The organism is Brevibacterium yomogidense, from assembly GCF_016107685.1.
In the GTDB taxonomy this organism is placed as follows: Bacteria; Actinomycetota; Actinomycetes; order Actinomycetales; family Brevibacteriaceae; genus Brevibacterium; species Brevibacterium yomogidense.
Window position 1 is genome coordinate 323,923 of the sequence record NZ_JABASY010000003.1, and the last position, 14,854, is coordinate 338,776.

The 14,854-nt window shown below is 58.5% G+C and carries 7 protein-coding genes and 1 pseudogene; 3 read left to right on the plus strand and 5 right to left on the minus strand.

Going from position 1 to position 14,854, the window contains the following annotated elements:
• Positions 1 to 14 precede the first annotated feature (14 nt).
• Together JFC09_RS09885 and JFC09_RS16905 are read right to left on the minus strand one after the other, a co-directional pair.
• Positions 15 to 656 (minus strand): DUF6308 family protein, encoded by a 642-nt coding sequence (locus JFC09_RS09885; RefSeq protein ID WP_198393844.1) that lies wholly within the window; start codon positions 654 to 656, stop codon positions 15 to 17.
• Between the two features lie 16 nt (positions 657 to 672).
• Complete coding sequence (locus tag JFC09_RS16905) at positions 673 to 1,890, minus strand: PD-(D/E)XK nuclease family protein (protein WP_198393845.1); 1,218 nt, start codon at positions 1,888 to 1,890, stop codon at positions 673 to 675.
• Between the two features lie 880 nt (positions 1,891 to 2,770).
• Here JFC09_RS16905 and JFC09_RS09895 point away from each other — a divergent pair.
• Positions 2,771 to 3,214, plus strand: coding sequence for a hypothetical protein (locus tag JFC09_RS09895; RefSeq protein ID WP_198393846.1), 444 nt, complete (start codon positions 2,771 to 2,773; stop codon positions 3,212 to 3,214).
• Positions 3,215 to 4,167: 953 nt separating this feature from the next.
• Here the strand turns inward: JFC09_RS09895 and JFC09_RS09900 are convergent.
• The 3 genes and pseudogenes from JFC09_RS09900 to JFC09_RS09910 form a co-directional block, all read right to left on the minus strand.
• Positions 4,168 to 5,544 carry a restriction endonuclease gene (locus JFC09_RS09900; RefSeq protein WP_198393847.1) on the minus strand — a complete coding sequence of 459 codons (1,377 nt, stop codon included), beginning with the start codon at positions 5,542 to 5,544 and terminating at the stop codon, positions 4,168 to 4,170.
• 328 nt (positions 5,545 to 5,872) lie between these two features.
• Positions 5,873 to 7,158 (minus strand): annotated as a pseudogene (locus JFC09_RS09905) (ISL3 family transposase); the annotation flags it as partial.
• A 256-nt stretch (positions 7,159 to 7,414) separates the two neighbouring features.
• Positions 7,415 to 12,211, minus strand: coding sequence for a DEAD/DEAH box helicase (locus tag JFC09_RS09910; RefSeq protein WP_198393848.1), 4,797 nt, complete (start codon positions 12,209 to 12,211; stop codon positions 7,415 to 7,417).
• 459 nt (positions 12,212 to 12,670) lie between these two features.
• On the opposite strand from JFC09_RS09910, the gene JFC09_RS09915 reads away from it, so the two are divergent.
• Positions 12,671 to 13,891, plus strand: coding sequence for a coiled-coil domain-containing protein (locus tag JFC09_RS09915; protein ID WP_198393849.1), 1,221 nt, complete (start codon positions 12,671 to 12,673; stop codon positions 13,889 to 13,891).
• Between the two features lie 721 nt (positions 13,892 to 14,612).
• On the plus strand, positions 14,613 to 14,765 hold the full coding sequence (locus JFC09_RS09920) for a hypothetical protein (protein ID WP_198393850.1): 153 nt from the start codon (positions 14,613 to 14,615) through the stop codon (positions 14,763 to 14,765).
• Positions 14,766 to 14,854 lie beyond the last annotated feature (89 nt).

Below are 14,854 nucleotides of genomic sequence, written 5' to 3' on the forward strand. Positions count from 1 at the left end.
TCGGCAGAGCCAAATCAGCCCTCGCTCTCCCTGCCAGACATCCAGAGCATGACGTCCAGTGCTCGCAGCGATGAGAGGTTCGGTCGGCTCGCAGCAACACGAACCGTCTCGGCACGCTCTTCCAGGTAGTCGCCGTCCTCCTGGAAAGCCTCCCACCAGACTCGCCACGAATCAGCTCGACCGAGGCCAATGACTCTGTTCACGACCGAGTCTTCAATGGGAATCAAATGTGGCCGCTTGCGCGCGAAAATCTTGCTTGCCCGTGTCGGTCCGACGCCCCAGCGGTCGCGATGTGCGGCACGCAACAACTCCCAGAGCTTCTGCGCAGGCGATTGGAGCCCAAGCGTATCTTCATATTCGGTTTCGGTTATCTCTCGTAAGTCGCACGACGGCACTTGCGATAGAAGCGTACGGATATCTTCCGCGTACGCAAACAGGAGCCCTACACCGGCTGGAGCTGGAATGTGAACGGCAAGACACGAAGCGGCGTATAGGTCAGAGGAATTGATCGTATTCGGATCAGCAGTACCCGTTCCAACCTGTTCGAAATATGCACCTGTATACGGCGTCTGGCCAGCGCCGCGCCCGTAATAAGTCTCCGCCCACACACGTGCTTGCTCGTCGCTGACTCTTCTAACCGCTTCAATAATCGACATATGCCTGACCTCTCTGTCATTTTTCCGTCGACGGGCCTATTCCTACCCCTATCACGTCACCCCGCAACGGCAAGTGCACCAGCATCTCCCGTGGCCGCTCCCCCGTCGTCGCCTCCAAAGCCTCGGCATACGCTGCTAGCTGCCCCACGTAGTTCTCTCGCACATGATCCACAGCATCCTTGCCTGGGTACGTCTTGTGATCGACCAGCACATGCCCACCATCAGCCAGCATGATCCGGGTGTCGATCCACCCCTCCATCACCTGATGGAGGTCGTTTCGCCACGTGATCGGCTGCTCGGTGAGGATCTTCGAACCCGGGTACGTCTCCTCCACCCAGCGAGCCCACCGCTTACCCGCCTCATAGAGCACCTCTGGCTGCAGAACATCGCCCACGGCCCACCGATCAATGATCCGCCCCGCCGCCTCGCGTGCCATCTCCTCGGGCATCACGTGATGAGGGATCCCCAGATACGAGTGCACCGCATCACCGACGATGTCCCAATCCACGACACCGCGCGCAACCAACGGCTCGCCCAACGTCGCCGCCACACGAATGTCAGCGTCGATACCCTCCGACGCAGCACTGCTCGCTGTCAACCGTGCCGGTACGAACTCCTCACGCACCGCCGGTCTACGCAGCGGTACATCCGTGAACGCATACGGCGACACCACAGCCGTCTGCTCCACCACCTTCGGCTCCGCAGCGATCACACTCTTCCGCATCATCACCGGCAGATTCGTCCCAACAGACCCATCCGCGCGCAGGTCGTTCACCCGCAACTCTGCCTCCGAGTTCCCCACCGCCGCGTCATCCCACTCCACCACCGGGGCATCACCGCGCACCGCCTCGCCCAGCGCGTTCCCCTCCCCATCAGGAGTCGCGAATGCCATGACGCTGTAGAGCTCCGCCCGCGTAAGCCCCACGTAGTACAGACGCGCCGACTCTCTGCTTTCCGCTTCCTTCCCCGCACTCACCACCGCGCTCGCATCCAACCGCTCCCGTAGATCGGCGTATCCGTCCAGCACCCGCGGCAGGAATCGGATCGACCTCCCTCCAAGCGGATGCATCACGTCGAACGACTCCGCCTTCTGGACGCTCACCGCGCGGTGTCCCCAGCCACGCGCCTGCGGGATCCCAGTCACCACCACCGGCCACTGCAGTCCCTTCGACTGGTGCATCGTCGCCACGAGCGCCGCTTCGTGCGCTGTCACGTCGCTGTAGTCGTCTGCCACCTCCGCAAGGTACGCCAGCAGTCCTACCGCACTCACCGGTGCATGTACATCTCCTATTTCCCTGGCCCAGTCACCTCCGCGCCACTTCGCCCCCGGCTCACCACACTCCCAGTGCCGTTCCTGCTCACTGGCGACATCAAAACAATCGGGGCAATCAACGCCGTAGCAAGCACCCCGACCGCGGTCGCTTCCAGCCGACCCTCCACGTCCGATGCAAAAATGCTGGTCTAACGTGCCCACGACGGATGCGAGGCGAGACTATCGTTCAGAAGTACACATACGTCACCGGACCCGCCTGGAAGTCGTGCGCAGACGCTTTGAACTGTCCTGCAAAGGGTTTGGTGGGGTAACCACCGGTTCAATGTCGGCAGCCGACAACAGGCCCTGCACTTCGCGGCATTTCGCTAGTTACCACCGACAAGGTATTGCAAAGTGCACTCGATAAAATAGATGCTCCGTTCTCCGCACACCTTTTCGGGAACCCAACTCAGCTTAAAGCGACTACTGAGTCGCACGCAAAGCAAAACAAAGCAATCGCTTCACCCGCACACCTTTCGCGAAGATCTCAGGGGCCGCTCAAGTGAAAGCGACAACTTCAGATGCGAATCAAAATCACAACGTCGTAACACGGATCCGCGGCCTACTTTACCGCCGGCGACCGCCCCGCCGATCAGCGCGAAATAAGAGATATCTAGACGCCGAAGCGACCTGTACGGCCATCACGATGACGGACTTTACACAGTCTTCAACATCGTCAACTCGACTTCACCCTGGTCAACTATTCATTGCAGTGAACATGCATACTTCCAGCCTGACCGCCATTCGCGTGAATACAGGCATGTCACCGCATACATTTCCTCTAACCGTGTACTATCAGAGTATGTCACGCAATTTGATGGGGATCATCGCCTCTGCGGCTGCTCTCACTCTATTGTCTGCTTGCTCTGATCGCGCCACCGTCGAGGAGTTTGCAGGCGGCGTCGCTCCCGTCAAGAGTTACGTAACTGATTGGCTTTCCACCTGGCACGACTCCGAGTTCACCAGCGACGATATCATGGATCGAAAAGCCAGTTGCCTGGACGTTACCAGCGCCGGATTTCACACTACAATCGATGCCGAAATTGACCTCGCAGCTCTCACAAGGGACGACATGGAAGGGTATGTTGGGGCCCCCGCAAGGAAACCGAAGCCGCTGTACCAGGACACTTACGATGAAGCACTAGCCGCTATCGACGCGGCGAACTCTTACATCCTACACTGCTCAAGCGAGGCAACAGAAGACTGCTGGGTGCACGTGAATGGGTTCCTCCTTGAGATGGAATAGTTTTCAAACAAGCTGCATCGCTGGGAGCCATATTTATAACTCTTGTTTTGCACACGCACCCGTGGTCGCAAACCGGCATCAACCCTCAAGCACCTACCGTCACGGCAATCACCGATCCGACTACGGTTTGCGATGCGGCAGGCACTCCCCGCTTCTTGGACACCGCGCCACGTAGGTCAAAAAGCGTGTTTAAGACTTGCTTCGATCTGCATACCGGCTGTATCCCTCGGAGCGACGAGGTGATGGTGATGAGCAACTTCCCCTTATTTAGCAGACGCGGAGCATCCCAGCGGGAGTTAGCCGCGCTTGGGTTTAAGAAAACGCAACTGCGGAAGCGGCTTGCCGATTCAATTGAGTCGGCCAGAGGCCTGGCCGTATAGGATTCAACGTGCGCTGCGCACGAGTACGGATTCGTCGAGCGGGAATCCGTTCAAGACGCAATAGAAGCTCTTCCACACAGACCAGCAGGCGCAGGTCGAAGTGGCATAGGACTCATATCAACGGATCGTGACCTCGAAGCGGAAGCAGGAGACGGCAACCGGGAACGCCCGGATATAAGCTGTCATCGGCGCAGTCAGAGGCAAGGCTCCAGGACCGTTGACAGAGTTGGCCGCCCCGGGCCAGACACTGATACTCCGAGAAAGTGATTTGCTACCTCACTTCGAGCAGCACGGAATAAGTAGTTGACCAACAGATGCTATCAACGGCCGGAACGGGCACTAGCCAGGGACAGCCCTGGAGACCAAGAGTCTCGCTAACTACATCGCCAGAGCGCTACTGGATCCCGGAAAGTTCTGGCCCCTGCTACGCCCTATTTTCCGACGAGCCACCATAGCTCAAATCGGCGCAATGACGCTTACAATCCCAACCCTTGGAAATACGAATATTCCAGCGAGCTTCGAAGGCAACACGCATACTGTCACCTCCAGAAATCAGCTGCACCTACCCTTTTTTCATGAAGTCCGGCACACTCCACGCTCAGCAAGCTCAATAGCATAAGCAGATCCAGGAACAATGGACCCATCAAAAGCAAACTCAAAGCACGCCATTCCAGTCTTTTCCGCCCACTCAAGCGCTTGCATGGTGTATCCCGACAGTGAAAAAAACACAGCGCGCTTTCCATACACGGAACAAACTCCTGTCAACCTCTGCAACTTTTCCCGAGAGGTTTTGACGCCTTCCATTTTGACTTGCGCAATCGCCTCGTCTGAGATCACATCGATACCCTCGTCTGAGCCAGGCGGCGTTATCGAAACATTACGGAACCCTAACGCATGCATCACTTCAGCACTGTAGAGCTCTGCCTCCTCAAACGTTTTGACAAGTCGCCGGTCAGGGAACGTTGGGCCGATATGAGCAAATCGACGCTCCGCGGCATCATGACTAAACACGTTGAGCCTGGGGTCGTCATCCACCACAAGCGAAATCATCTTTGGTTCCCCATATGCCGAAACCATTCGGTCAAAGACATCGTTTCGGAAATCCTGATCACGGGCAAGATGCAACGACTCGACATCTGGACGGTGAATCACGAGAAGATCACGCTGTAGAACTCTGTGCTCACTAGCCGTCAAATCGCGTAGCGGTAAAGGCTTGACTTGAAGCTGGTCATAAATAAGATTCGAGAGCACAAAGGATTCCGCAGAAGTGAATTGACTATATGTTGGAAACACTGCATCGTCTCGACGCCTGTTATGAAGCTCTGCGTAAACCATGTACTCCCAAGTAGCATCGTCCCCTGGTGTTGACTCCCGCACCCCCGTATCCATCACATCGTTCAAACGGATGCCTATCACCCCAACCGTCTGGAGCACCTCATCATCAGAATCGATCCACAAATGATCCACATCCAAACGAGTCGACTCAGCGACCGGGAGATCGCTCGCCCACATATACGGCGAGTATTTGGGTATGCCGAGTTCCGCGAACCGCAAATCAGGACGTTTTAGATTCCCGTTCTTTTCGAAGTCAAGCCATCGATCTAGATGCGCCCGATCAAATGCCGGACCGACAGTGATCGATTCGTAAGTTGACGGAAAGTGCAATAGATAATCAAGCAAAGTATACTCTGGCATGTTATCGGCCGCGGAGAGAGTCATTAGGGCGAGTAAAGCCTCGTCGGAAAAGTGGCCTCCAACGGCTAGAGACGCCGAGGTGCAACCCAAAGGCAAACACGAATAATTCTCCAACTCGAAGATATCCCACTCCTCACCGTTCCAGTGAACAATAAAGTACGGATATTCATCTTCTTCTATTTCAAACCCGATTGATGCAGCCCGCGTGGCCTCGTCGCAGTCCCATCTGTACCATCCCACTTCTCTAGCACTCATCCGTCAGTCCCTTCGTAAAGCGCTCGACTAGTTTTCGGCTTCACTGAAGAACCAACTGAACAACCTAGCGCTCCGCGAAAGCTCGCGCTTTTGACGTTACTGGTAACCTTGCTTCTGCTATGAGGCCGCTTCGCATCATACGTTAGTTCACCTGATAGTGCGAACGAATACTTCATGAAACTTGTGCCATTAAACTGTTCTTCTACAGCACCTCACTGCGCAACTGCAAGTCCTTCTGTATCACCTGCGTCGACTCCTCCAGCGTTGTCTCCAGCGCCGGAGGTCGCGGTGCCAGGAATCCAGATATTTTTGGCCCATATCCGACTCGTCGTAAAGGATGGTGTAGTAGCGGTCTGAAGCCTCCGCAATCGAGCAGGGCTCTAGTGATGAAGTGAAAACCCCAGGGCGGTCCCTCACAAATGTCCGAGCCTGCCATTGATCGCCTCCGTTGGTCCTTTACTCGTTCCAGGCCGCTCGGAGTGTGCCAGCACGTCCGCGGCCCTGCGCTTCAACATTCGTCCCAGGGCGATCAGGCTCCTTCAACGACCCCGGCACCGAGTGTCTCGATGACCGCTTCCGTGCCCGCTTGCACCTTTCGCGGGGTCCGATGCCTGGTACGCCGCGACGATGCGCTGATACATCACTCACCTTGCGCTCACCTACGCATGCTCGTCTGCATGGAACACTCGCGGCAACTTCTCGAACTGCCTTTGGCTCAACATGTCCGCACCCGTACGCAGCACACGCCGAACCCCGTACAACTAGTCCCCGGCCCATCCACGGTGCCCCAGCGTCTCCTGCTGCATACGATGCCGGCATCGGTCTAACCCGGTACCGGCAAGCACGACGATGTGGAACGGATCCATCACCGCCATGGCATCGGGCAGCACTTCCGTGGTTGCGGTCCTATAGAGCTCGTGAACCCGTCCAGCGCTTCTCCCTCGAGGCCCTGCCGAAGCGCAGGTGTCTGCGCGTCGAAACAGGACTTGAACACCTTCTTCGATCGCCTGACTCCATGTCCAGCAGCCCGGACAGGTCCGTCCCATTACGGATCGGCATCAGATCGATGATCACCGTCACGTACTGCTCCCCACGCGGGCGGTGTCGCCACACGTGCTGATCGACCCTGATGACGCGGACCCCATCGAACCGGGTGGGGTCAGCGATGAGCAGCTACCTACCTGCTTCCCGAACGGCAGTATTGACCGTATTCCACGAGGCTGCCCGGTTCTCAGCGATCCGGGTTCTGGAAGACCCAGGCGATCACGACTGTTTCAGCGCCCACAGGACCGCCAGTAGGGAGAGCTACGCGGAGGCTGCCTGAGTCATATCTTGGCGCCACACGTGACGGCACTCAATGCACCGGTACGTGCGCACACGCGCATGGAGGATGGTCGGCCGCCACCCCACTCGCAAGTACGCAAGCCGGCGGACGACTGTCCCTCGCGGGACACCTTCCACACCGCATTCACGGCAGAACTCGTCCGGGTCGATTCCCCGATATGTAATGACCCCGTGAGAGGCGGTGACGTCCTGCCCGGTTGCGGTCAGTCCGAGCCCGTCCAACAGACAGAAGGTATCGAGGTCAGGCATCTTGAAGTTGGGGCTGTCCATGTCGAGGTATTCCAGAAGGCGAGCGTGAGAAATTCCATCTTCAGCGAGGACCTCGCCGTCCATCCCTGTAGCGACGAGCCCATGCCTACTGCGAGGGCGCTAAACCCTCAGTTACGAAGAGCGTAATCACTGCCTTCGCGCCACGACCTAAAGAAACTCGACCACGCCAGCCTGCAAACAGCAAGCAGCACTGTGCCGATAGCCCCTGACAGAGACGGTTGCGTCCGACCCCGCGACGATCAGCGACCAGCGCTGGTCAGTCGAGACCGAGATCTGGCAGGTCGTCGATGATGCTCATCGTATCGATACTGAGAGTGGTCACTCGAGCGATGAGGTCGATTATGTAGCGCGGCTGCTCGTGTTCGCGAGACCAGCCGTTGGGATCGTTGACGATCCGTGAGGCATTGTCGGTCTTGATTTGGTAGCGCTCGAGGATCCAGTCCAGACCCGATCTGGAGCCGAGCATGTACCGTTGTGCCTCTTCTGGGATGCCTTCCAGGGTGATGTAGGGGTTGTAGCGGATGGTCGACTTGTCCCAGGCGCCTGACTTGCCGCCGTATTTCATCTTCGTGACCGCGAACCGCTCGTACTCATCTGCCGGCGCGACCGCGGAGATCACCTCTGTCAGCGGATACGGGTCCGTATTCTCATAGTCGATGTGCAGGTCGGCGAGCTTCCGGCCTGCCGAGACGAAGACATCGAAGCAGTCTCTGCTGGGGACTTGGGGGATACGGGGGAGGGACTTCTTCAGTTCGGCTGCGTACCGGGTGCGGTACTCCTCGGAGTGGAGGAGTCCGTAAACGTAGAAGAAGAGGTCGTCCTTCGACACGTCACTGCCATAGGCGTCCCTGTACTGTGCGAGTGCCCAATCGGTGATGTTGTCCTGGCGCTGAGGAGCTTCGAATAGACTGGCCTCTTCCGGGGGTGTGTAGGAGTATCGGGCAAAGAACTGACCCTGCCCTGACCCCCAGAACGATAGATCCGGAACCTGATCAGTACTGATTGTGGAGAACGGCTTATCGTTCCCCGGGCCGACCACGTAAAATCCGATGTTTTCGGTCTCGGGAGCGGGGAAGTCTCGTTGCAACAGCGCAGGTCGGTGCAGGATTGGCGGGTGGGCTGTCAGGTGTTGTTTGTTGAATGGCCGGTACAAAGCGGGGCGAATTGCATTGTCGTCCAGCTGAATGTGATGTCCTGCGGAGAAGCGGCTCTTGAGACTTGAGGACCAGCTGATCTTCGTGGGGTCAGTATTGATGAAGTTCTCGACTGGTTCGGGGCGCCCGGCGTCCTCCCAGCGGTCGATCTCGCTGTTGTAGAACTTGATCATGCGCGCAGCGTTGGCGCTGACCTTTTCGCTGGAGCTGTTGTAGACCCACGCATCCCGACCCGTCTCCAGCCCTCGCCCATAAGCAGAAAAGAAGGTCTTTCCGGTCTTGTCTTTCTTGTCGGCGATGAGGGGGTAGGTCTCGTAATGGGGGTCGCGCTGGTTGATCCAGTCTCCGTATGTATTGGGAGTGAGCGTCTCCCAGTCGACAGTAGTCAGGCTATTGGTTTCGAGAATGCCGAGTTTGGTCTTCCGGTCGAGGTAATCCCCGATGTCCTTGTAGTGCAGCCGGCAAGACTCCACCGCCCCGGGCCGTTTCACCAACAGCATGAGTGCAATGGTGGTTCTGCCTCCTTCACCAAAGACGTTGTCCTTCTCCTTTCGGCGAAGCTCTCCGGCGGTACGAGCGTTGCCGCGGAGGTTGTAGATGTAGATGTCGTGGAACTCGTCGGTCAGTGTCTTGCGGAGTCCGTCGGCGGTGTTGCCATCGATGTAACCACCATTGGAGACATAGCAGACGGCCCCACCGTTGGCGGATGGCAGGATCCGGTTCGAGGCCCACCGGATGGCGCGGATATAGGAGTCATACAGCGAATTCTTGTTCGTCGCCGTTGATCGTGCCGCATAGGTGGTGCGGATCGACTCATCCAGGGTGGGGTAGGACTGGTTGGCGTTGTTGTCGTTGCCGCTGGTCTGGCCCACGGAGTAGGGCGGGTTGCCGATGATCACGCGGATATCGAGATCGTTCTGCGCTACAGCCCGGTCGCTGTTGCTGGTGAACACGCGAGTATCCAGCGTGTCACCGTCCTCGGTCATCTGGAACGTATCGGTCAGCACCACACCTTCGAACGGTACGTAGCCGACCGCGTCGGGGTCTTGGCCGGCGGTTTCGGCGTTCTCGCGCTGGATCCCGTGGAAGGTCGCTTCGATGTTGATCGCGGCGATGTAGTAGGCCATCAGCAGGATCTCGTTCGCGTGGAGCTCGTTCGCGTATTTCCTGGCCAGATCAGCCGGTTCAATCAGGCCCGACTGCAGCAGGCGCGTGATGAACGTACCTGTTCCGGTGAAGGGGTCCAGCACATGCACCCCTTCAGCCGACAGGCTCGTCCCGAAATGTTCACCGAGAGCCTCGTTGACGCAGCGGAGGATGAAATCGACGACCTCGAGAGGTGTGTAGACGATGCCGAGGGATTCGGCGGTCTTGGGGAAGGCGAGTTTGAAGAACCGTTCGTAGAGTTCGGTGATGATCTTCTGCTTGCCCTCGGCACTGCTGATGCCCTCTGCACGGATTCGCACGGACCGGTAGAAGTCCTCGAGCGTCTCCGTCTCCGTCTCAACGTGGAACTCAGAGAGCGCGGCCAGCATCGCGTCCATCACCTTCGAGACCGGGTTGTGGGCAGTGAAGTCATAGTCCTCGAACAAGGCGTCGAAGACGGGCTTCGTGATCAGGTGCTGCACCAGCATGTCCACGGCATCCGCTTCACTGATCCCGTCGTTGAGGTTCCCGCGCAGCCCGGTGACGAACTCCTCGAACCGCGCCCGGATCTGCGGGTTCTCGTCATCGGTCACGATGCTGGTGATACGCGCAGTCTGGCGGTCGGCGATCTCTTTGACATCGGCCGCCCAGTCTTCCCAATAGCGACGATCGCCCACCTTCTTCACCATGCGGGCGAAGATCGCGTTCTCCCAGTCGGTGGCGTTGACCATCGAGAACAACGCTTCGGCTGAGCCTTCACTGCTCGCCGAGTCGCCCGTGCCAGCCTCTTCACCGTCGGTACCGATGCCGATGACGTCAACGGTGGTGTTGGCCTTCTTATCGAGGTCGATCTTGTTGATCATCGCCTCGAACCGGTCATCATGAGCCCGCAGCGCTTGGAGGACGTCCCAGACGACCTTGTACTTCTTGTTGTCATTCAGCGCCGTCTCCGGGTCCTGAGTCGCAGGGACTGCGATCGGCAGGATCACGTACCCGTACTCCTTGCCCGGCGCCTTGCGCATGACCCGACCGACGGCCTGGACGACGTCGACCTGGGAATTGCGGGGATTGAGGAACAGGACGGAATCGAGGCTGGGGACGTCGACACCTTCGGTGAGGCACTTCGCGTTCGTAAGAATCCGGCAGACATCTGCCTCTGTCGACTCCTGCAGCCAGTCGAGACGCTTGGAGCGTTCCAGCACGTTGAAGGTCCCGTCGACGTGCTGGGCCTGCATCTCCAACAGCGAGTGGCCGTCCTTGCGGTTGACGAGGAGCTCGCGGCCAACTTTCTCGAACTGCTCCGCGATGGCCTTGGACTCTTTGATGTTGCGGGCGAAGGCGACTGCCCGGCGCATCGGAGAATCGTCCGTGATCGACAGGCGCGTGTCGTTGACTCCCCGCTTGGACAGACCATTCCAGCAGCCGACGATGCGGGCCACGTCATCGAGGTTGAGGTCTCCGTCTTCGGACAGAAGCTGCTGGAAGGACGAAGCGACAGAGCCTTCATCGACGGCGAGGATGAGCACCTTATAATCCGAGAGGTGTCCCAGCTCGACTGCGCGGCCGAACCCCAGGTGATGGAACTGGGGCCCGTACGTCGCCTCATCATCCATCGAGTAGACCGCCACACCGTCCTGGGCGGCCTTGTTCTTGGAATCCTCGACATAGATCCGCGGTGTCGCGGTCATGTAAAGACGCTTGGATGCCTGAATGAAATCGTTGTTGTGCACGCGTACGAACGCGGAATCATCCGCCCCCGGCTGCGAGATCCCCGTGGTCCGGTGGGCCTCATCGCAGATGACCAGATCGAAGCCTGGCAGCCCCTGTTGCTGGGCCTGGTGGATCACATCGATCGACTGGTAGGTGGAGAACACCACCGAAATGGCCTCTGCCCCGGTGCTGATCGCGAATCGCGCTGCGAGTTTGTCCGGATCCGTCGTCGCGGGAAACCCCAGATCGTGGGCGGAGACATCTTCGTTCTGCTTCCGTCCCACCGAGGTGTCCGAACAGACCGCAAAGGGTCGCAGGGGCATGTTCGCCTGTGCCGTCCACTCATTCAGCGTCTGCTGCAACAGTGCGATCGAGGGGACCAGGAACAGCACCGACCCACCGACTGGAACATATTCCTCAACCAGGGACAGCGCCGTGAACGTCTTACCAGTGCCACACGCCATGATCAGCTTGCCCCGATCATGACCCTCGAACCCGGTGATCACGTCGTCGATGGCTTCGCGCTGATACTTCCGCGGCTGCTTACCCGGCTTCGCGACCAGCTGTGAAGGCTGATCGAAATCGAACACCGACCAGTCGATCGTGGATTCTGCGAAATCACGCAGCCGCACCCGCTGGACTTCCTTCGTCTGGTCTGCGAGTGCTGCCTCGGCGTGGCTTGACCAGGTGTCCGTGGAAGTGATGATCATGCCGCGTGAGAACGGTGCCTTGCCCAGCTCGGTGAAGAAAGAATCGATATGAGACTTCTGTAGCGCCCGTTCGGGATCGTAGAACTTCGCTTGGATCGCGACCAACTCGCCTGTGTACCGGTCTTCGGCAACGAGATCGATGCCGGTGTCGACGCGGCCAGCACGTCCGGGCCAGTCCTGCCACCGCCACACGCGAGAGAACTGATCCGCGTACTTCGGCTCCGTCTGCAAATACGACTCGAGCAACGACTCGAACTTCGACCCCTTATCTGCCTCGCTCGTCGCTGAGAAGTACAGCCGGTCGAACACCTCGTCAAAAGCCACCGCAGTCATACCCGCCATTATGCTTCAGAACCGAATCAGAGAGTAAAACTGCGACGTGAGTGTCGCTGGTCATGATCCTGCAGCCACTCCAGGCTCAGACAAACGCTAGCGAGCTACGTCAACCGCGACACCAAAGGTTCCGCCTGCAATCACGATCGCTGCATAGCATCCGGCGCGGCCTCAAAACGCCTAACCCCGAAACGCATAGCGCTCACTCCACGAGGCCCCGCCTCCCCTACAGTTGTTTGAAACCACCATAGGGACACCGCAGGGGCTAATCTACTGCGAAACGCGACGGAGTTTAGCTACCTAGAAGCACCCGTGAACCGACCCTGGTCGCGCCGCTGCACTCGCCTCACTGCGGACCGCCTCCCCCTCGATACTATGCGGTAGGCCTGTTCGTCATCCTTCGAACGGCGATACGGTAGCGTGCCGTTCGACGGCCGCAGAAAATGCAGGAGTCTCTTGATGACGTGGGAAGAATCGTACCGAGAGCACGAGCTCTGGACGACTGTGGATGAGGCGCTCACTGCGCTCGTGGAGATAGCTGACGAGGGGATTGATGACGACGCACTACAACTGCGGGCAATGCTGACCCAGATCGCCGGGCATTCGGACAGTCCTCACCCTGCCCTCACTAGCCCTCACCTGACGTCAGTTAACAAATGCCTGGAATCGATCCTCTCTGCAATTCCAGACAACCTTCCCTCGGTGTTCGTAAAGCGACCCAACCAAAATCAGCCATCGCTCTTTACTCAACTCGCACAGTATGTCAGGTCGTGGCCAGCAACCGGGTCGACAAGCATTCGAGGATTGAACTCGCAAGTGACTCAGATTGTAGGATCGCTCGCGTCTCTCAATGAAGTCATCAACGAACGGCTCACCGAGCTGACTGCCGAGGTGGAGCAAATCAAGGCGACCGCCACAGCGTCACTTGAACAGCACCAGTCCGATCTGTCGGAGAAGCGTGCGGAGCACGCCACCACTCTCGAGGAGATGTCAACCGAGCTAAAGACGAAGTTTGAGGAGCTGGATGAGGCACTGGACGAGGCTGATGGGACGATTGAGCAGCAGAAGACGCGCCTCGACAGCGCCCTCACCTCCCATCAGGAGGCGTTCATGAAGCTTCAAGAGGAGCTCTCCCAAGAGTGGAAGGAGCGCCTTTCGTCGAGCGACGGGCAACTTCAGGCGCACGTTGCAGCGATGGAGCAATATGAAGAGGAATCGCGCCAGGTCCTTTCCGCCGTCGGCGTGAACGCAACCGCGACGGACTACGGGCGGTACGCAAACGAACAGTCACTCGCGGCGAACCGATGGCGAATCGGGGCCGTGGTCGCACTGTCGATCGCTGCCGTTGCATTCCTGGCCGCCGCGAGCCTGTCGTTCTTTGGAATCGGCACGAACCTCGACTGGTGGCAGGTCGTCGTGCAAAAGGTAGGTGCCCCTGCGGGAGCCGCCGCACTCGGGTATCTGCTCCTCCAAGAATCGGGCCAGCATCGAAAGGAGGAGCGTGCGGCGCGCCAGGTCCAGCTGACACTTACTGCGCTTGAGCCGTTCATTGCTAACCTCCCAGCGAAGCAACAAGAGCTGATCCGTGTCGAGACGGCTCAGAGCATCTTCGCGCCCCAGCGAGGAGGGGACAAAAAGACGGTCCCTGGGGCGAGGGAATACGCGACAAGTTCGCAGTAATTGTCAGAAGGGGATGCCACCGCCGATCATTTCGAAACGAGCGCCACGGTCAACGGCACGGGTGCGAGCCTCTAGTGCCTGAGCCAGCTCAGTATCCACGTCATTTCGGCAGATTCCGATGTGCCGTCAATTATGGCTAAAATTGAGCGCCCAAGTTCGTCGAATGTGCCAGCCGCACCGTCCATAGAGATGCCAGAATAGATTTCTGGGCCTCGATCCTCAATGCAAAGGTCATCGACGAGTTCATCCGGGAGAGCGATCGGGATTCAGTGCTAGCGTCCTGGCGCACAGCCCGTGAGGAAAGCCTGTTTTTGGATAAGTCTGCTGGCACCGAACACACACTTCTAGAGTCCTACTTGTACAGACTTTGAGCGCCGATGACGTCATCTCGCTCCATTGACTCCGGACGCAACTATTCGAGCATCTTCTTCAACGGCACCTGGCTCGCAGATCATAGACTGCTCCCTCTGGACATGGACGAACGCCGCGAGTGTGTTCGCTGCTACCAACAGATTCACGGCGTCTCCGTCATCTGGCGAAGTAGCTCCTCGCCGATGTAACGGTCGCAGTGCTGCAAACGCCGGGGCAACCGAGGACGAACCCATAAACGTCCACTCCCCCAAGACCGCGCAACCGAGGTCGGTCGCTCGTGCTGACGTCATCTGCAGGACGACGCGCCGCACACTGCGCGGTACGGCCGCAGACGGACCCGGAGGAATCCGTGGCGATCATCGACACCGCCCTTCCGTCCACCATCCGCACCAATTTCTCCGTCGCGCGGGCTGCTGCCAAACTACCGGATGACGACCCAGGTCACGTCCTCGTGCTCGCCAACGAGCGGGCCGTCGGACTCCTACCCGAGCCGCAGTTGTAGACGACGGAGGCGATCTCTCCCGCGCGCGTCGCACATCCGCGAGCCCCGTCCCGGCAAGTGAAACAGACTCGGCCAGTTAACACTCTTGA

What these genes read in the sequence shown, in the direction of transcription:
- JFC09_RS09910 (WP_198393848.1), bottom strand. Translation starts at nt 12,211, where the DNA reads ATGACTGCGGTGGCTTTTGACGAGGTGTTCGACCGGCTGTACTTCTCA.
- JFC09_RS09900 (WP_198393847.1), bottom strand. Translation starts at nt 5,544, where the DNA reads ATGAGTGCTAGAGAAGTGGGATGGTACAGATGGGACTGCGACGAGGCC.
- JFC09_RS09885 (WP_198393844.1), bottom strand. Translation starts at nt 656, where the DNA reads ATGTCGATTATTGAAGCGGTTAGAAGAGTCAGCGACGAGCAAGCACGT.
- JFC09_RS09915 (WP_198393849.1), top strand. Translation starts at nt 12,671, where the DNA reads ATGACGTGGGAAGAATCGTACCGAGAGCACGAGCTCTGGACGACTGTG.
- JFC09_RS09895 (WP_198393846.1), top strand. Translation starts at nt 2,771, where the DNA reads ATGTCACGCAATTTGATGGGGATCATCGCCTCTGCGGCTGCTCTCACT.